Source organism: Bacillus sp. AFS073361 (assembly GCF_002567005.1).
Classification (GTDB): domain Bacteria; phylum Bacillota; class Bacilli; order Bacillales; family Cytobacillaceae; genus Neobacillus.
The window spans coordinates 253,666-270,967 of the sequence record NZ_NUZU01000004.1 but is presented as its reverse complement, the minus strand read 5'-3'; the positions used below and the strand labels follow the sequence as shown (position 1 = coordinate 270,967).

General features: G+C 44.0%; 17 protein-coding genes. 12 read left to right on the top strand and 5 right to left on the bottom strand.

Annotation, left to right across the window (positions count from 1 at the left end):
• Positions 1-69 precede the first annotated feature (69 nt).
• Positions 70-861: an RsfA family transcriptional regulator gene (locus COJ96_RS03320; RefSeq protein WP_098571571.1), complete on the bottom strand. Its 792-nt coding sequence runs from the start codon at positions 859-861 to the stop codon at positions 70-72.
• Between the two features lie 283 nt (positions 862-1,144).
• Here COJ96_RS03320 and COJ96_RS03315 point away from each other — a divergent pair, with 283 nt between their 5' ends.
• From COJ96_RS03315 to COJ96_RS03300, 4 genes are all read left to right on the top strand, one after another.
• Positions 1,145-1,384 carry a YuzB family protein gene (locus COJ96_RS03315; RefSeq protein WP_098571570.1) on the top strand — a complete coding sequence of 80 codons (240 nt, stop codon included), beginning with the start codon at positions 1,145-1,147 and terminating at the stop codon, positions 1,382-1,384.
• Between the two features lie 333 nt (positions 1,385-1,717).
• On the top strand, positions 1,718-3,016 hold the full coding sequence (locus COJ96_RS03310) for an HD domain-containing protein (protein ID WP_098571569.1): 1,299 nt from the start codon (positions 1,718-1,720) through the stop codon (positions 3,014-3,016).
• A 73-nt stretch (positions 3,017-3,089) separates the two neighbouring features.
• Positions 3,090-3,593: a YwgA family protein gene (locus COJ96_RS03305; protein WP_098571568.1), complete on the top strand. Its 504-nt coding sequence runs from the start codon at positions 3,090-3,092 to the stop codon at positions 3,591-3,593.
• Positions 3,594-3,776: 183 nt separating this feature from the next.
• Positions 3,777-4,001: a hypothetical protein gene (locus COJ96_RS03300; protein ID WP_098571567.1), complete on the top strand. Its 225-nt coding sequence runs from the start codon at positions 3,777-3,779 to the stop codon at positions 3,999-4,001.
• Between the two features lie 71 nt (positions 4,002-4,072).
• On the opposite strand, the gene COJ96_RS03295 is transcribed toward COJ96_RS03300, so the two are convergent.
• Entirely contained in the window at positions 4,073-4,279 is a 207-nt protein-coding gene (locus COJ96_RS03295) for a 2-hydroxymuconate tautomerase (protein ID WP_257148412.1), read from the bottom strand.
• A 245-nt stretch (positions 4,280-4,524) separates the two neighbouring features.
• On the opposite strand from COJ96_RS03295, the gene COJ96_RS03290 reads away from it, so the two are divergent.
• On the top strand, positions 4,525-5,145 hold the full coding sequence (locus COJ96_RS03290; protein ID WP_251459741.1) for a site-2 protease family protein: 621 nt from the start codon (positions 4,525-4,527) through the stop codon (positions 5,143-5,145).
• A 15-nt stretch (positions 5,146-5,160) separates the two neighbouring features.
• Positions 5,161-5,670, top strand: coding sequence for a YwhD family protein (locus COJ96_RS03285; protein ID WP_098571564.1), 510 nt, complete (start codon positions 5,161-5,163; stop codon positions 5,668-5,670).
• A gap of 124 nt (positions 5,671-5,794) precedes the next feature.
• On the opposite strand, the gene COJ96_RS03280 is transcribed toward COJ96_RS03285, so the two are convergent.
• Positions 5,795-7,861: a transglycosylase domain-containing protein gene (locus tag COJ96_RS03280; protein WP_098571563.1), complete on the bottom strand. Its 2,067-nt coding sequence runs from the start codon at positions 7,859-7,861 to the stop codon at positions 5,795-5,797.
• Positions 7,862-8,104: 243 nt separating this feature from the next.
• Here COJ96_RS03280 and speE point away from each other — a divergent pair, with 243 nt between their 5' ends.
• From speE to COJ96_RS03250, 5 genes are all read left to right on the top strand, one after another.
• Positions 8,105-8,932, top strand: a complete 828-nt coding sequence (gene speE, locus COJ96_RS03275) for a spermidine synthase (RefSeq protein WP_098571562.1) — start codon at positions 8,105-8,107, stop codon at positions 8,930-8,932.
• Positions 8,933-9,089: 157 nt separating this feature from the next.
• Positions 9,090-9,962 carry an agmatinase gene (speB, locus tag COJ96_RS03270; RefSeq protein ID WP_098571561.1) on the top strand — a complete coding sequence of 291 codons (873 nt, stop codon included), beginning with the start codon at positions 9,090-9,092 and terminating at the stop codon, positions 9,960-9,962.
• A 341-nt stretch (positions 9,963-10,303) separates the two neighbouring features.
• Positions 10,304-10,729, top strand: coding sequence for a YwiB family protein (locus COJ96_RS03260; RefSeq protein WP_257148404.1), 426 nt, complete (start codon positions 10,304-10,306; stop codon positions 10,727-10,729).
• Positions 10,716-12,386: an arginine--tRNA ligase gene (argS, locus tag COJ96_RS03255; RefSeq protein ID WP_098571559.1), complete on the top strand. Its 1,671-nt coding sequence runs from the start codon at positions 10,716-10,718 to the stop codon at positions 12,384-12,386. Before COJ96_RS03260 ends, argS begins: the two co-directional genes overlap by 14 nt.
• A 124-nt stretch (positions 12,387-12,510) precedes the next feature.
• The gene (locus tag COJ96_RS03250) at positions 12,511-12,690 is read left to right on the top strand and encodes an H-type small acid-soluble spore protein (protein WP_098571655.1); all 180 of its coding nucleotides are present in this window, start codon (positions 12,511-12,513) and stop codon (positions 12,688-12,690) included.
• Between the two features lie 47 nt (positions 12,691-12,737).
• Here COJ96_RS03250 and uvsE read toward each other — a convergent pair whose 3' ends face one another.
• Together uvsE and cls are read right to left on the bottom strand one after the other, a co-directional pair.
• Entirely contained in the window at positions 12,738-13,703 is a 966-nt protein-coding gene (uvsE, locus tag COJ96_RS03245; RefSeq protein WP_098571558.1) for a UV DNA damage repair endonuclease UvsE, read from the bottom strand.
• A gap of 77 nt (positions 13,704-13,780) precedes the next feature.
• Entirely contained in the window at positions 13,781-14,983 is a 1,203-nt protein-coding gene (cls, locus tag COJ96_RS03240) for a cardiolipin synthase (protein WP_098571557.1), read from the bottom strand.
• A gap of 187 nt (positions 14,984-15,170) precedes the next feature.
• Between cls and COJ96_RS03235 the strand changes: the two genes are divergently transcribed.
• On the top strand, positions 15,171-17,273 hold the full coding sequence (locus tag COJ96_RS03235; protein ID WP_098571556.1) for a 4Fe-4S dicluster domain-containing protein: 2,103 nt from the start codon (positions 15,171-15,173) through the stop codon (positions 17,271-17,273).
• Positions 17,274-17,302 lie beyond the last annotated feature (29 nt).

The following is a 17,302-nucleotide window of genomic DNA, read 5'->3' as shown; positions in this document are numbered from 1 at the left end:
CCCGAATAGTCGGATTTACGGCTTTTTTTCAAAGAGATGTTGCGCTTTTGCTCTTCTCCCTAATGCTCTTTATTCAGCTACCTTTTCTAAATTTCCGTTTCGGTCCATTTTAAATTTCGTAGCCGGTCTTTCTTCTTCTTCAAATAACACAAGCTTGCGGGCGCGGTTCATGATCTTCATTAAGGTCTCGTAATCTTCTTGAATTGTTTCTGTATTTTGCTCAAGACCCTCAATTTTAGCGGCCATTTCTTCATTTTGGCGTCTTACTTCTGCCAACTCTCTTTTTAATCTTTCATTCTCACTTTTTAATGCTTCATTTTGCAGATTGGAATGATGAAAGTTTTGCAAGTAAGTAATAACGGAATCAAGCGAAAGCTCTGTGTTATTTGCCTGACGATAGGTTTGAGCTGGTGTTTGAACCTGTGCTTGGGTATAAACAGGTGCTTGTGATGGTGTCGAAGCAGAAGGGTTTACATACGTTTCCTCTGCCATCTCTGCTGCCATATCTGGCATGTCAAAGCTAGTTTCCAGCGGCATGTCCATTTGAGCTGGGATTGCATCAAACTCCGGTGCTCCAGTGAGCGGCGGGCTATATAACAACTTTTTCTTGCCGCCTTGCTCTTTCCCTAACACTCTTTGTCTTTGTTTTCGCTGCTTTTTCGCTAATTGTAGTGCTTTTTCGTAACGATGACGAACAACAGCATTCCATCTGAATCCACAAGCAGCTGATGTACGATTCAGTTTATCGCCTACTTCTTCAAAAGCGTTTAGCTGCGTACTTCCTTCTCTTACATGCCTAAGGACAGTTTCGGCTAAAAGCAAATCATTCTCATCTGTCCATGCGTCTTGACGAACTTTCATATGTTCAACTCCCTTTTCTAGTTTTTGGATGAACCCGCCCATGCTTCTTGACGAGTTTTTAAAAGTTCTAGTCTTAGGATGGACAAGTTTTTGAACCTTTATACCAAAATGGTTGCAAGGATAGTAGATTTTTTTAACGAGTTTAGTAAAGATTGCAACTTGCATTCGAAAACAAGAAAATGTAAAATACCAGAGGAGTTAATCGGTTGTTTTAAGCTATCCAAGCTGGATAAACTATAGATATAGATTGCAATAGACAGTTATTAAGAAAGGGGTGTCTTACATGTCCAATGAATTTCGCGTATGCGACGATTGTCAGGCCGTGAATTTAAAGACATTGATCCCTCGGTTAAAAGAACTAGATCCTGAGGCTGAAGTCAAAATTGGCTGCCAATCCTACTGCGGACCTGGCCGGAAAAAGACCTTTGCCTTCGTCAATAACCGCCCCGTTGCCGCATTAACGGAAGAGGAATTAATGGAGAAAGTGAATAAAAAGATTAGAAAAGCGGAAGCGCCCGTTTAGAGACGTATGGACTGGAGCGATTCGACCAAGATAAAGGAAACACGAGGAGCGTAGCGATTCGATGTTGACTTATCGAAGGGAGAAGAGTGAAGTCCACTAGTCTCTGGGTGCTGAAGCTAGACAATTATCAAAGTTAATAGAACCTTTCTAATTTACTAAAAAAATCACCTCTGTTTAATAAACGCAGGTGATTTTTTTCCCCATCCATGTCGAAAAATCGTGTAGAATTTTGCTGAAAATAGGGTGGTTTTTGGGATATAATAGAAAATAATAAAGTAAAGGGCATGAGGCTCTTTAACGCCAGGAGCAAGTTTACGAGGGAGAGGGAAGTCTATGGCCTATTCGGCGGAAAAACTTAGTGAAGAGAAAGTCTTTAAAGACCCCGTCCATCGCTACGTCCACGTACGTGACCTGGCCATCTGGGATTTAATCGGAACGAAAGAATTTCAGCGCTTACGGCGCATCAAACAGCTCGGAACAACATTTTTAACCTTCCATGGGGCAGAGCACAGCCGTTTCAACCATTCTCTAGGTGTCTATGAAATTGTCCGCCGCATAATTGATGATGTGTTTGCGGGGAGACCGGAATGGAATGATGATGACCGCCTGTTGACCCTATGTGCCGCGTTGCTCCATGACCTTGGCCATGGTCCGTTCTCCCATTCATTTGAAAAAGTATTTGATTTTGACCATGAGGAGTTCACCCGGCAAATTATTTTAGGGAATACCGAAGTCAATAACGTGCTGCTGCGTGTGGGGCCAGATTTTCCTAAAAAAGTAGCTGAAGTGATCGCGAAAACATCGGAGAAAAAGCTGGTGGTCAGTATGATTTCCAGTCAAATTGATGCCGACCGGATGGATTATTTACAGCGAGATGCCTATTTTACCGGCGTCAGCTATGGTCAATTTGATATGGAACGTATTTTGAGGGTGATGCGGCCGCGCGAAGATCAAGTAGTCATTAAGAAGAGCGGCATGCACGCAGTCGAAGATTATATTATGAGCCGCTACCAGATGTATTGGCAGGTATATTTCCACCCGGTATCGCGCAGTGCGGAAGTTATTTTGACAAAAATTCTCCACCGCGCTAAGCAATTGTTTGAAGAAAACTATACTTTTAAATACGAACCCATCCATTTTACGTCGATTTTCAATGAAAAGGTAACCTTAGAAGACTATGTAAAATTAGATGAATCAGTGATTTTATATTATTTTCAAATTTGGCAGGAAGAGTCAGATCCTGTTTTAAGCGACCTCTGTCGTCGGTTTGTTAACCGCAATCTCTTCAAGTTTGTTGAATTTGACCCAGCAAAGGAATACAAAAAGCTCGCTGAACTAGGTTCCTTATTCAAAAAGGCAGGGTTGGACCCTGAATACTATTTGGTGGTCGATTCCTCGTCGGATTTGCCGTATGATTTCTATCGTCCCGGTGAAGAGGAAGAGCGGCTGCCGATTCATTTGTTGATGCAAAATGGGGAATTGAGGGAGCTTTCTCGCGAATCGGAGATTGTTGATGCGATTTCGGGGAAAAGAAGAACCGACCATAAGCTCTATTACCCGGCTGATTTTGTTCTTGATGATTCGACTAAAAAGAATGTGAAAAAGCAAATCCGTGCCCTTTTAGAGTTATAGATCGATTGGTAATAGGTGATTGGTGATTGTTGTTTGGTGCCTGACACCCAAATGGAGTAGGAGATGACGAACGTTGTTAAATGATCATGCGAAACTGATGCAGGCGGTTATGGTTTCCGGTGAGATTATCGGGCGTAAGAAGCTGCAAAAGATGATATATATTGCGAAAAAGGTGGCATTTCCTTTTCAAGAACGGTTCCAGTTTCACTTTTATGGCCCCTACTCAGAGGAGTTGACGTTACGGGTTGAGGAGCTTTGCAATATGGGCTTTCTCAATGAGGTGAAGGAGAAAAAGGGCGGCTATTTTCAATATCGCTATACCTTGACGGAGCCGGGGAAAGAGTTTTTAAGTTTGAATGAGGTGGACATGCCGTTTTTGCAGGATTGTCTCGTTGATATGAATGAACAGAATGCTAGATTCTTGGAATTGGTCTCGACGGTTTTATATTTTGATAATCTTTCAAAAGAAGAAGTGGCGGGCAAGGTGTTTACGTTAAAGGCAAGCCAGCGCTATACTGAGGCGGAAATTGATGAGGCCTATCAGTATATCGAATCGTTAAAGAGAAAAATTCAATAATAAGGTATATAAACACTGCTTGAACCGTGTGCGTGCGTGATGGTTCAGGTGGTGTTTTTTGTTCTTTTTAATGGTAAGTTTTGTTTTGATTCAATTTTCTGAAAAATAATTATTCTTTTGAATGGAGATTTGTTATGATTTGGATAATGAGGTAAAAAATATACATTTGAGGGGGTTCCCGCAATGACAGGAACGATTGCAGTCATTATGGTATTTGGCATACCGATTACAGCCATTATTACTACCCATTTTCAGAAACAGTCAAAAATCAAGGCAGGTATGCTGAAGGATGAACTCGAGCTAGAAAAACTTAAACACGTGAATTACTTAGCCGAAACCGAAAAAATGAAACTTGAACTAGAGAAACTGAAGCTAGAAAGCCCAAAAGACGAGATGAAGTTTTTGTAGGAACTAAAAAGGTGTCAGGCACCATGTGAAATTTTCACATGGTGCCTGACACCCAATCTTCGCTTTTCTATTTATTGATCGCTTTTTCGTACGCCGGCGATTCCAAGGTTGTTTTTGCTCATTTCTTCGATCATTACATGGATGGCTTCTTTTGGTGCGCCTGTTGTTTCGCTGACTGCATCCGTTACTTTTGTAACTAGGGCACGCTTTTGATCGTCGGTACGTCCTTCAAGCATTTTAACTGTTACATATGGCATGTTTTTTTCCTCCTCCGTTATTATGTATTTAGTGATTAAGCCGCGAAACGAACGCTGCAGCTATTCTATGTTAGTGTTCCATAATTCGACGAAAAGTGCAATAATCGATGACACTTTTGATTTTCTTTTTCTAAACGGTTTCATGTATACTAAAAGGAATATAGATAGATAGAAAACGGAGTCTGCACATGTAAACGTGGCATCCGTTTGAGATGGAAGGAGATATGGTGTTGGAAAATTTTAATTTTCTTGCCTATCCGTTAAGCATGATTCCTTATTTGGCAATTACCCTGATGATTGCCTTTACGTTTCATGAATTTGCCCATGCGTTCGTTGCCTATAAATTCGGTGACATGACCGCACAAAAACAAGGCCGGTTGACGTTAAATCCGCTCAAACACCTTGATCCAATCGGCACGATCTTAATATTTATTGCCGGCTTCGGCTGGGCCCGTCCGGTACCGGTGAATCGCTTTTTCTTTAAAAAGCCTCGTCTTGCTGGAATTCTTGTTTCTGTTGCCGGGCCGCTCAGCAATCTGATTTTAGCTTCACTCGGATTTGTTGTCGCATTCGGGTTAAGCCGTTTCGGTGCAGCCCCGTCTGAAAGTTTTTATGATTTTCTGGAAATCTTTATCCGCCTTAATATTGTTTTGTTTATCTTTAACTTGCTGCCATTCCCGCCGCTCGATGGGTACCGGATCATTGAGGACTTAGCGCCGAACCATGTGCGCGCGAAAATGACGCAATATGAACAGTATGGCGGGTTGATTTTTCTAATTTTAGTGTTTACCCCGCTTGATCGCTATACGATCGAACCTATATTTGCGGTTGTCATTCCGTGGGTATGGGATGGGTTAAGTCAATTCTTCAGGATGTTGTTTTTTTAGGAGGTTTTGAATTTAATGGAAGAAAATAAAAAGAAGCTTGGTTTTAATATCATCAAGAGTGATCCGACCGATGGCCATAAAGGCTTTGGTAAAGGTGCTTTGAGTCTTGATAATGTGTCACCTGTCATCATTGATGTCGACGCTGGCGAAGCGGAGATTGATGTCGGTGCCATGCATGCCCGCAGCGTCGTGGAAAAGGGCATTAAATTTTTGAAAAATCAAGAAGAGGTGCCGAACGGAAAACCGTATTGGCTTGTGTGGGTAACGATTGACCGCAACGAAGAAGGCCCATACTACGCGGGTGTGACGGCCTGCTTCATGACCGTTGACCGCGAAATCCGGCGCGGCTACAAATCCTTGCCCGAGCACGTCAACCGCATGGATAAGTCGCTGAAGCGTCACATCATTGTCGACGATATGGATGAGAATTCGAAAAGGGTATTAGCGGAATTCTTACGTAATCATAATCAAGTTTTGTGGGACAACTCAACGGATGAACTCAAACAGGGTTTATTGGCAAAATAGGAAATTAATGCTTGTAATTTTTTTGAAAATTATAGTATCATATTGAGTGTAAAAACAATGTATTACTAGGACAAGAAAAGCTCCGGAAGTTTCCGGAGCTTTTCTATTTTAATAAAGTATTCTTCTAAGTCCACGGCATAATTTTCTTATACCAAGGAACTTTCTTCGTGCTCTTATGTTTCTCTGGCAGTGCCTCGTGATTGCCTAGATGTTCGGTGCAATATTCCGTTGGTTCGGTACCGCTGACGAAGTAGGTGAAGCGGCGCACCGGGCAATCCTTGGTCGCCAATTTGCCATTCTCGGGGTTGACATATACCCCTTTGACCCCTTCCTTCGGTGCCTTAAACGCCTTGACGGGCTTGCCTTTGAGGGCCTCTTCCATAAAATTGGCCCAAATATTTTTCGCATACGTTTTTTCAGCCACCAGCTCAATCGGTTTTCCCATATCATAGCCTGCCCAAACCGCTGTCACGAGCTGCGGGGAGTAGCCAATCATCCAGCTGTCGGTTTCAGTTGAGCCCGATTTTCCTGCATAAGGCCGGGTAATATCATTGATGACCGTGCTGCCTGTGACTTTTGCATATCCGTTAAGTTTTGGATCAAAAATCCCCGTCAGCATTTGCGTCATCACGTACGCCTTAGCTGGGTCTAACACCTTTTCTGTTTCTTCTTCTTTTTCATAAATCACGTTGCCATTGTAGTCTTCCACTCTCGTAATCAAGGTTGGGTGAACCTTTTTCCCGCCATTAGCAAACAGACTATAAGCATTCGCCATTTCGATGACGCGGACACCAGAAGTCCCCAATGCCAAGGACGGTACATGTGCCATTTTTGAAGAAAGCCCGAATTTCTTCGCCGTCTCGATCAAAGTCTCTTCTCCTAAAAATAAATGCGTTTTGACGGCAAAAATATTATCGGAGACAGCAAGAGCCTGAGCGAGGGTGATTTCCCCGTTGGCATATTTATTGTTAAAGTTATGCGGCGTATAGTCCGGCTGGCCATCATCAAAATGGAAGGTCGTAAACTCACTGCGCATCGTCGATGATGGTGTAAAGCCTTGCTCAAGGGCCGCGTAGTAAAGAAGCGGTTTGATCGTTGAACCAGGCTGCCTGATGGCTTGAACGGCACGGTTAAAGGGACTTTTTTCATAGTCCCGGCCGCCGACCATCGCTTTGACATAGCCGTTTTTGGGATCCATCGCAACAAGACCGACTTGAATTTCTGATAGATTCGCTACATATTTATGAACTTGATTTTCTGCTGCTTCCTGCTGCTTGCGATTCAGCGTAGTATAGACCTTTAATCCGCCGAGGGCAATCGTGCGGTCATCTAAATGCAATTGATTTTTCAAAGCATTTCTGACGGCATCCTGAAAATAAGGGGCAACCTTCACTTTTTGCTTATTGTGAGTACCTGCGATGGTCACAGGCTGCATCGCTGCATCGAGGGCGTCCTTTTTATTGATGTAATGATTGGATACCATACTTTTTAAAATAATCGCTTGACGGCTTTTCGCATGTTCCATTGAGGCCAGCGGAGAGTAAATGCCCGGACCTTTTGGAATCCCCGCCAGCATGCTTGCTTCAGCAAGCGTCAAGTCAGCTGCCTTTTTTCCAAAATAATATTGGCTGGCTGCCTCTACCCCATAGGCACCGTTGCCATAGTAAATCGTATTTAAATAGCCTTCAAGAATTTCTTTTTTGGAATAATTCATCTCGATGCGGATGGTATAAAAAGCTTCGTGCAGCTTCCGCGTCCACGTCTTATCATGTTCGAGGAATAGATTTCGCGCATACTGCTGAGTGATTGTGCTTGCACCCTGTACTTTTGAAAGGGCTTGGACATCGGCTAGCAGCGCACCAGCGATTCTCTTAAAATCAAAGCCATGGTGCTCGTAGAAATTTTTATCTTCAATGGAGATGGTCGCATCAACCAAATCCGGTGAAATATCCTTCAAATTGGTCCAATACCGTTTTTGTCCGCTGTTGCTCTCGCCAATCAATGTCCCGTCATCTGCAAAGAGTAAGGTGGATTGCGGAACAGCGAGCGGTGGTGCTCCTAGAATTTTTGCATAGGCAAGAATTCCGAGGAAGAGAATAAGCATACAAACCATGCCTATCAAACTGATGATAATAACTGCCCGTAAATATTTAATGGTCTTTCGAAACCCTTGATCCGTCATGATTTCCATGATGTTCACCACCCCTTTTTGAAATGCGGAGGCGCTTTTGCCAGCCTCGTTTTTTCCAGTTTTTAAAAAATTAGATAGTAATAGTATTGAAAAAATAGAGTCTTTTTAAACATTTATTGGTTTATTTATTTAAATTTTGCTAGACTTTTTCTTGTGTTTGTAATTCAATGGTTTGGGTACTATAAAATTGAATGATTACTTGGTATGTATAAAACTGAGATCAGTTGAAAGGAAGCGGTAAGCATGTCAATTTGGTTTACAGAAAAGCAAACTGAACATTTTGGAATCACGATGAGAGTAAATAAAACCTTACATACAGAACAAACTGAGTTTCAAAAGCTGGATATGATTGAAACTGAAGAGTGGGGCAATATGCTTCTTTTAGATGACATGGTGATGACATCGGTCCGTGATGAGTTTGTATACCATGAAATGGTGGCACATGTTCCGTTATTTACGCACCCGAATCCGGAGAATGTCCTAGTGGTCGGCGGCGGCGATGGCGGTGTCATTCGTGAAGTGTTAAAGCACCCGAGCGTGAAAAAAGCGACGCTTGTTGATATTGATGGCAAAGTTATTGAGTACTCCAAGAAATTTTTGCCGGAGATTGCTGGCATGCTCGATGACCCGCGTGTCGATGTTCAGGTGGATGACGGCTTTATGCACATTGCGAACAGTGATAATCAGTATGATGTGATAATGGTCGATTCTACTGAGCCAGTTGGTCCAGCTGTGAACCTATTTACCAAAGGTTTCTATGCAGGAATCTCGAAGGCGTTGAAGGAAGACGGAATCTTTGTGGCGCAGTCGGATAATCCGTGGTTCAAAGCGGATTTGATTCGTAATGTCCAACGCGATGTTCGCGAAATCTTCCCGATTACACGTTTGTATGTCGCGAATATTCCAACGTATCCAAGCGGCTTGTGGGCATTCACAATCGGTTCAAAGAAATATGACCCATTAGAAGTAAGCGAAGACCGCTTCCATGAGATCGAAACCAAGTACTATACCAAAGAACTGCACAAAGCCGCCTTCGTGCTGCCGAAATTTGTTGGGGATTTGGTGAAGTAATAGATGGTCTTGACGACCGAAGATGGGAAAAAAGAGGCTTTAAGGTAGCCAATGGGGCTTCTTGACGACCGAACTTGAGAAAAAAGAGGTCATAGGGTCGTCAATAATCATTTAAGGAACCGTAATAGGTACTAGATAGAGAGTGAGGGATACATAGATGCGTTTTGATGAGGCGTATTCAGGAAATGTGTTTATTAAGAGTCATCCGAATTTTGAGGAGAGTCAGGTTGTATTGTACGGGATGCCGATGGATTGGACGGTTAGTTACCGCCCGGGTTCACGGTTTGGTCCGGCCCGCATCCGCGAGGTGTCGATCGGTTTAGAAGAGTACAGTGCCTATCTTGACCGCGAGTTAGAAGAGGTAAAATACTATGATGCAGGCGATATTCCGCTTCCATTCGGAAATCCGCAAAAGAGCATCGACATGATTGAAGACTTTGTTGACCAAGTCCTTGCTGCAGGCAAGTTCCCGCTTGGTATGGGCGGAGAGCATCTAGTTTCATGGCCGGTTATGAAAGCTATGTATAAAAAATATCCAGATTTAGCGATTATCCATTTTGATGCACATACAGATTTGCGTGAGGAATATGAAGGTGAACCGTTATCACACTCGACCCCAATCCGCAAGATTGCGGAACACATTGGACCGAGCAACGTCTATTCGTTCGGGATTCGTTCCGGGATGAAGGAAGAGTTCGTGTGGGCGAAGGAAAATGGGATGCATATTTCTAAATTTGAAGTGCTCGAGCCGTTAAAGGAAATCCTTCCAACACTTGCTGGCCGTCCGGTCTATGTGACAATCGATATCGATGTCCTTGATCCAGCGCACGCACCAGGCACAGGAACGGTGGATTGCGGCGGTATTACGTCGAAAGAGCTGCTAGCTTCTATTCATGCGATTGCCCGTTCCGAGGTGAACGTGGTCGGCGGTGACCTTGTCGAAGTGGCACCGATTTATGATCCATCCGAGCAAACAGCGAATACCGCTAGTAAGTTAATCCGTGAAATGCTCCTTGGCTGGGTGAAATAAACAGAAAAGTGGTTTTTGGTGCCTGACACTTTTGATGTCAGGCATTTTTTGATTTGTTCACCAGCAATGTTTATAATAGAAAAAGTATGCATTAGAGCAGATACGTCAATTATGAGGACTAGAACCATTCCAAAGAATGAATCTGAGTTCCTTTTTAAAAAAGAAAAGTGCAAGCGCCCTGGTCAGCGGCGTATGGCCTGGAGCGCTCCAACCGAGATAAAGGAAACACGAAGAGCGCCAGCGATTCGATGTTGACTTATCGTAGGGCGGAGAGCGAAGGACACTAGCCGCTAGGGCGCTGGAGCTAGATTATCAAAGAAAAAAGGGAAGTGCCATTAGGTTTGTCTACGATTGAAATTCCGATGAAAATTAATGTGAAAACGACGATTCATCAGCAGGGGGGCAAGGAAGTGTATGAGCTGGCGGTGTTTGGCCGCTATCTTGAAAAAGACGGTGCTTCGTTTCTTAAGTATGAAGAAGTGCAGGATGAGGGCACTGTCCGGACGATTGTGAAGGTGGCTGATGATGAGGCACTGATTTTGCGCGGTGGTGCCGTGAAGATGCGCTTGCCGTTTCGCTTGCATAAGAAGCTGCGCGGCAGTTATGAAATGCCGTTTGGGTCCTTTGAGACGATCACGCTGGCTAAACGGATTGAGCATGCTGATGGTTTGATTGACATTCTTTATGATTTTTCGATGCAGGGGAAGCCTGCTGGTACATACCATTTGGAAATTACCTTTCAGGAGGATAACAATGAACATAGTTGAACAAGTACAAAGTAAATTAAAAGAAGAGATTCGGGCGGCAGTGCTGAAGGCGGAACTGGCGTCTGAGGAACAAATTCCGGATGTGATTCTGGAAACACCAAAGGAGAAGGCGCACGGCGATTATTCAACGAATATGGCGATGCAGCTGGCTCGTGTAGCAAAGAAAGCACCGCGTGTGATTGCGGAGGCCCTGCTTGCGAATATCGATCACTCGAAGGCATCGATTGAAAAAATCGAGATTGCTGGTCCAGGATTTATTAATTTTTATATGAATAATAGTTATTTAACTGAACTGATTCCGACAGTGCTGAATGCTGGGGAGAAGTACGGGGAAACAACAGTTGGCGGCGGCCAGAAGATTCAGGTCGAGTTTGTGTCAGCGAATCCAACGGGTGACTTGCACCTTGGACATGCCCGCGGTGCGGCGGTGGGTGACTCGCTTTGTAATATTCTAGACAAGGCGGGCTTTGATGTTTCGCGTGAATATTATATTAATGATGCGGGAAATCAGATTAATAATCTTGCATTGTCGGTGGAGGCGCGTTATTTCCAAGCTCTAGGTTTGGAAAAAGAGATGCCGGAGGGCGGCTACCACGGTGCGGACATTATTGGCATTGGGAAAACGATGGCCGAGGAGTTTGGGGACAAGTATGTGCATGTGTCCGAAGACGAGCGCCAAGAGTTTTTCCGTGAGTACGGTCTGAAATATGAAATGGCGAAGCTGAAGCAGGATCTTGAGGATTTCCGTGTTGGATTTGATGTTTGGTATTCAGAGACTTCGCTTTATAAGAATGGAAAAATTGATGAGGCTTTGGCGGCGCTGCGTGCGAGTGGGTATGTGTATGAGGAAGACGGTGCGACGTGGCTCCGTTCGACGGAATTCGGCGATGACAAAGACCGGGTGCTGATTAAGCAGGATGGTTCATATACGTACCTGACACCGGATATCGCCTATCACAAGGACAAGCTGGACCGCGGGTTTGAAAAGCTAATTAACATTTGGGGTGCGGATCACCACGGCTATATTCCGCGGATGAAAGCAGCGCTTCAGGCGTTGGGTTATGACCGTGAAACTCTTGAGGTGGAAATTATTCAGCTCGTTCACCTTTATAAAAATGGCGAGAAGATGAAGATGAGTAAGCGGACCGGTAAAGCCGTAACGATGCGTGATTTGGTTGATGAGGTCGGCCTCGATGCGACGCGTTATTTCTTTGCGATGCGCAGCTCGGATACGCATATGGATTTTGACTTGGATTTAGCAGTGTCGGAATCGAATGAGAATCCTGTTTATTATGCTCACTATGCCCATGCGCGGATTTCTAGTATCTTGCGTTCCGGAGAGGAGCAGGGTGTTCAAGTGACGGCAAATGCGGATTTTTCGTTGGTAACATCAGAGAAGGAAATGGATTTATTGAAGAAGATTGGGGAATTCCCGGCAGCTGTAGGGGAGGCCGCAGTGAAGCGCGTCCCACACCGGATTACGAACTATATCGTAGAATTGGCGTCGACGTTCCACAGTTTTTATAATGCAGAAAAGGTGCTTGATCTTGAACATATCGAGCGCACTAAGGCGCGCCTCGGGTTGGTGCGGTCTGTGCAAATTACGCTCCGCAATGCGCTGGCATTGATTGGGGTTTCCGCTCCGGAAAAAATGTAAATGTTGATGGCTCTCTTACTTCGGTAAGGGGGCTTTTTTCATGGGTTTGTCCATAAAAATGAATAGTACCAAATTGTTGTCAAATACTAGTAGGGATATGAAAACTAGGGAGTGGATGAGACCAATGAATGTGGGACGAGCCAAGGAAATTGCTGAATCGGCCGATATGATTCATGTTACCTACGAGGGAACGCCAGTGATTATTCAACATGTGGATGAGGCGGCAAAAGTAGCGAGAATTTATTCACGGAATGATCCGGACAATGAGCGTGACGTTCCTGTTATGAACTTAATTGAGGAATAAAAAAAGAGTCTTCGAGCGTGTTCGAAGACTCTTTCTATATGGCCTTTTTATTTAACCTCGACCGCACCGCCGCTTATCCGCTTAAACCCACGAAGCTTACTCAGATCTTCGATTAATTTCAGTGCCGCCTGATCCTTTGCTTTGGCCTCGATCATGAAATCAACATCAGCCCCGATTTCGCGGACCATGTTCAAAAACGGCATGATAAATTCCGGATCCACGAAGTCAGCATGGGAACGGAATTCCTTCTCGTTTTTTGGGGAGGAAATATGGACCTTCGGGATGCCGTGCGGTCCATGCCCATGCTCCCAAGTTCGGAAAATCCGCGGCAGCAGTTCCTCGAGTGAAGTCTTGGACAAGTTGGCCATATGGTGGTGATAGTCGAACACAAACTGGATGGCTTCTTTTTCACAGGCTGCTAACGTTTCTTCGGCATTGTACGTTTTATCGTCATTTTCTAATGTCATAACCTGTTTAATGGGCGCAGGCAGTGTCGTTAAATTTTGATGAAAGCGCGGTAGAGTTTTTTGTTTATCACCATAGGCACCACCAATATGGATATTAATCAGCCCTTCCTGCTCAAGGCCCATTGCTTCAAACATACGATAATGGTAACGCATATCGACCACCGCGTTTTCGGTAATCTTCGTTTGCGGTGAGGTGAACAAGGTGAACTGGTTCGGATGGAAACTGACCCTTAATTTCTTTTTTTTCACCAACTCGCCAATCTCTAGCCATTCCGTGCGAAAAGGAGTCACAAAGTCCCAGTTCACCTCCGGATGGGTCGCGAGCGGGACGATCGAACTCGACATCCGATACAGTTCAAGTTCATGAGCAAGATTGTAGTAGAGCATGCGCAGGGTATGATTCAAGTTCTGCCTCGTCACCTCAAGCAGCTTTTCCATGCGCTCCTCAGGGCTTAGCTGCTGATACCGAGTAAACGTCAGCGTCTTCGCCGGCGAAGCATCCCACAAACTAATCGCATGAGAAACATAACCAAACCGAATCTTCATAAAAATAACTCCTTTAATAAAAGGCATTGTAAAAGGTAATTTGGAACCATGTTGATTGGAGCGGAAATCAACAGACCTTATAGAAAATAGGATACGATCGCTGCAATGCCTTCTTTGATTGTACGGACCGGATTCGGTTTGTTAAGGAACGTTAAAGTCAGCGGAACAGAATCCTCAATATCCTTTTCTAAAATCTCCATCAAACGTCCAATAAAGGCCGGGTCATAAATATAACAATTGATTTCCTTGTTTAAATACATACTTCTTTTATCAAAGTTAGCCGTGCCGATATCGCAAATTTTGTCATCAATCACAAGTGTCTTCGCATGGTAAAAACCCTTTTTATATTGAAAAACATCAGCACCTGCCCGAATCAGCTTACGTAAATAGCGGAACGAGCCTTCCTGGACCAACGGATGGTCAGCTGCATAAGGAACGATCACCTTAAGATGAACGCCGCGCTTTAAGGCAGTGAGTAACGCCGCTAAGATTTTTTGACAGGGGATAAAATAGGGCGAACCAATGATGATCGAATCGTTTGCCTGATGGATGAGGGTGAGATAATTTTGTTCTAACTGCTGGGCTTCTGTCGGAACAAATCGGTGGCGAACCTGACCGTCAGCCAAGACAGGAAAATAAGCTGAATCCTTCATAAGATCCTCACCCGCATATTCGTGCCAATCGATTAAAAACTCCGTCTGCAAAAAATTAACGCTCTGTCCGGTAATTTTCAAATGGTAATCGCGCCAAATCCCCAAGGAAGGATCTTCATCGATATATTCCTTGCCGACATTATAGCCGCCGAGGTAGCCAATTTCCCCGTCAATAATCGTAATCTTACGGTGATTCCTGACCTGAGAAGAATAAAACAGAAAGGGAAGTCTAATATGATTGCTAAAAGCGAAGCGAATGCCTTCCTCACGCAATGACTGGATCACCGCCTTTTTAACCTTCCAGCTGCCAAGGCGGTCAATGAGAAGCCGAACTTCCACCCCTGCACGGGCTCTTTCTTTTAAAATCGAGAAAAATTCCTGACTGATTGCATCATCTTTAACAATATAAAAGAGCACATGAATATGCTTGTCTGCATTCCGAAGTTCATGAAAATAGTCGGCAAACAACTTTTTTCCATGCGTAAAAATATCAATGTCACCATGAATAATGGTCGTTTCCCTTCTACTGACAATGGAAAGATGCTTCTTTCGACCTAAATGAAAATCCAAAACGATCCAAATAATGATGAGAAAAAGGAGTAAGCTCAACATGAGTACCACATTCATCTGGGTTCTTTCCTCCAATCAGTTTCGTTAGTTTTACCGAAAGTATCCTTTTCTATAAGTTAACGCAACTTAACAAAAAATCATTTGACTGAATGCTCATTCATAATATAATAGAGTTAAGTATAGATTCTGAAAATTAATTATTTTCAAAGTCATTTTAGGGGATAACAAGGAAAGGGGCATAACTATGAATGGATTACTTTGGGTTAACTTGATTGCGTTTCTTTTTGTAACCGCTTACGCAATCAGTCTGTTCGTGTATGTAGTCAAGACCCGGATTGAATTTATTAAGCTTGGGAAAAAGGTTGAGTTCGATGACAATGTCAAAGAGCGGCTTCGCAAAATTTGGGTCAATGTGTTCGGCCAAAAGAAATTGCTAAAGGATAAAAAAAGCGGGATTATGCACGTCATGTTCTTCTACGGATTTATTCTCGTCCAATTTGGCGCCATTGACTTTATTATCAAAGGGATTAAACCGGGGGCACATCTTCCACTTGGACCGCTTTATGCCGGGTTTACTTTTTTCCAAGAGCTCGTCACACTGATGATTTTAGTGGCCGTTATCTGGGCTTTTTACCGCCGGTATGTTGAAAAATTAGTCCGCTTGAAACGCAACTTTAAATCGGGTCTGGTTCTTATTTTCATCGGCGGCTTGATGCTTTCTGTGTTACTAGGAAATGGAATGAGCCTTATTTGGCATGGTGAAGGGACGTCTTGGACTGAACCTATTGCTTCGCTGATTTCAGTTATTTTTTCAGGGATTGGTGAAACCGCCTCTATTGTGATTTTCTACATTGCCTGGTGGGCTCACTTATTATTCTTGTTAACCTTCTTAGTGTACGTACCACAATCCAAGCATGCCCACTTAATTGCGGGACCTGCGAATGTATATTTTAACCGTTTAGATAAACCAGGAAAATTGAAAAAGATTGATTTTGAAGATGAAACCCAGGAATCGTTTGGGGTAGGGAAATTAGAGGACTTCACGCAGCTCCAAATGATCGATTTTTATGCCTGTGTGGAATGCGGCCGCTGTACAAATATGTGTCCGGCTACGGGGACAGGGAAAATGCTGTCACCAATGGATTTAATCGTAAAAATGCGTGATCATTTAACCAATCATGGTGCCTCTGTTACCTCTAAGCAGCCGTGGGTGCCAACCTTTGCGTTTGGGAATACGACGGGAAATCAACTGGCCCTAGCGTCAGCGGGCCAAGGCGCCCAGGAATCCGCAGCCGCTGCAGCCTATAGCCCAAGCTTGATTGGTGATGTGATCACGGAGGAAGAGATTTGGGCTTGTACGACCTGCCGAAATTGTGAGGATCAATGTCCTGTCATGAACGAGCACGTTGATAAAATTATTGATTTACGCCGTTATTTAGTGTTAACCGAGGGGAAACTGGACGCCGATGCGCAGCGTGCGATGACCAATATCGAACGCCAAGGCAATCCATGGGGCTTGAATAGAAAAGAACGTGAAACATGGCGTGAAGCCCGCGAGGATGTTCATGTACCAACCGTGAAAGAAATGAACAAAGCAGGTGAGGAATTTGAATACCTCTTCTGGGTTGGGGCGATGGGATCATATGATAACCGCAGCCAAAAGATTGCTTTATCGTTTGCGAAACTGCTTAATGAAGCTGGCATCAAATTTGCCATCCTCGGAAACAAAGAGAAGAACTCTGGCGATACACCGCGCCGACTCGGCAATGAATTCTTGTTCCAAGAGCTGGCAACGAAAAATATTGAGGAAATTGAAAAAGCAGAGGTCAAGAAAATCGTCACGATTGATCCACATGCTTATAATATTTTCAAAAATGAATACCCTGATTTTGGTTTAACCGATGTTGAGGTGTTCCATCACACCGAGGTTCTTTATGAGCTGGTTCGCGATGGGAAGCTCGTACCGAAACACGCGGTAAATGAGACAATTACATTCCATGATTCTTGTTATTTAGGGCGATATAATGATGTCTATGATGCACCACGTGAGATTCTAAAATCGATTCCAGGCGTGAAACTTCTTGAAATGGAGCGGAACAGAGAGAAGGCGATGTGCTGTGGTGCAGGCGGCGGCTTGATGTGGATGGAAGAAGAAACCGGGCAGCGCATTAACGTGGCTCGAACCGAGCAGGCACTGGCTGTGAATCCTTCGGTCATCAGCTCCGGCTGTCCGTACTGTTTAACAATGCTCTCGGATGGAACGAAGGCGAAAGAGGTCGAAGAAAAGGTATCAACATACGATGTAGCAGAGCTGCTGGAAAAAGCGGTTTGTGGTGAAGTCGCATAGGTCTTGATGGAGTGTAGAAGTTGATTTGT

Coding starts and splice junctions, on each gene's coding strand:
- COJ96_RS03320 (WP_098571571.1), bottom strand. CDS start 861: ATGAAAGTTCGTCAAGACGCATGGACAGATGAGAATGATTTGCTTTTA.
- COJ96_RS03315 (WP_098571570.1), top strand. CDS start 1,145: ATGTCCAATGAATTTCGCGTATGCGACGATTGTCAGGCCGTGAATTTA.
- COJ96_RS03310 (WP_098571569.1), top strand. CDS start 1,718: ATGGCCTATTCGGCGGAAAAACTTAGTGAAGAGAAAGTCTTTAAAGAC.
- COJ96_RS03300 (WP_098571567.1), top strand. CDS start 3,777: ATGACAGGAACGATTGCAGTCATTATGGTATTTGGCATACCGATTACA.
- COJ96_RS03290 (WP_251459741.1), top strand. CDS start 4,525: ATGATTCCTTATTTGGCAATTACCCTGATGATTGCCTTTACGTTTCAT.
- COJ96_RS03285 (WP_098571564.1), top strand. CDS start 5,161: ATGGAAGAAAATAAAAAGAAGCTTGGTTTTAATATCATCAAGAGTGAT.
- COJ96_RS03280 (WP_098571563.1), bottom strand. CDS start 7,861: ATGGAAATCATGACGGATCAAGGGTTTCGAAAGACCATTAAATATTTA.
- speE (WP_098571562.1), top strand. CDS start 8,105: ATGTCAATTTGGTTTACAGAAAAGCAAACTGAACATTTTGGAATCACG.
- speB (WP_098571561.1), top strand. CDS start 9,090: ATGCGTTTTGATGAGGCGTATTCAGGAAATGTGTTTATTAAGAGTCAT.
- argS (WP_098571559.1), top strand. CDS start 10,716: ATGAACATAGTTGAACAAGTACAAAGTAAATTAAAAGAAGAGATTCGG.
- COJ96_RS03250 (WP_098571655.1), top strand. CDS start 12,511: ATGAATGTGGGACGAGCCAAGGAAATTGCTGAATCGGCCGATATGATT.
- uvsE (WP_098571558.1), bottom strand. CDS start 13,703: ATGAAGATTCGGTTTGGTTATGTTTCTCATGCGATTAGTTTGTGGGAT.
- cls (WP_098571557.1), bottom strand. CDS start 14,983: ATGAATGTGGTACTCATGTTGAGCTTACTCCTTTTTCTCATCATTATT.
- COJ96_RS03235 (WP_098571556.1), top strand. CDS start 15,171: ATGAATGGATTACTTTGGGTTAACTTGATTGCGTTTCTTTTTGTAACC.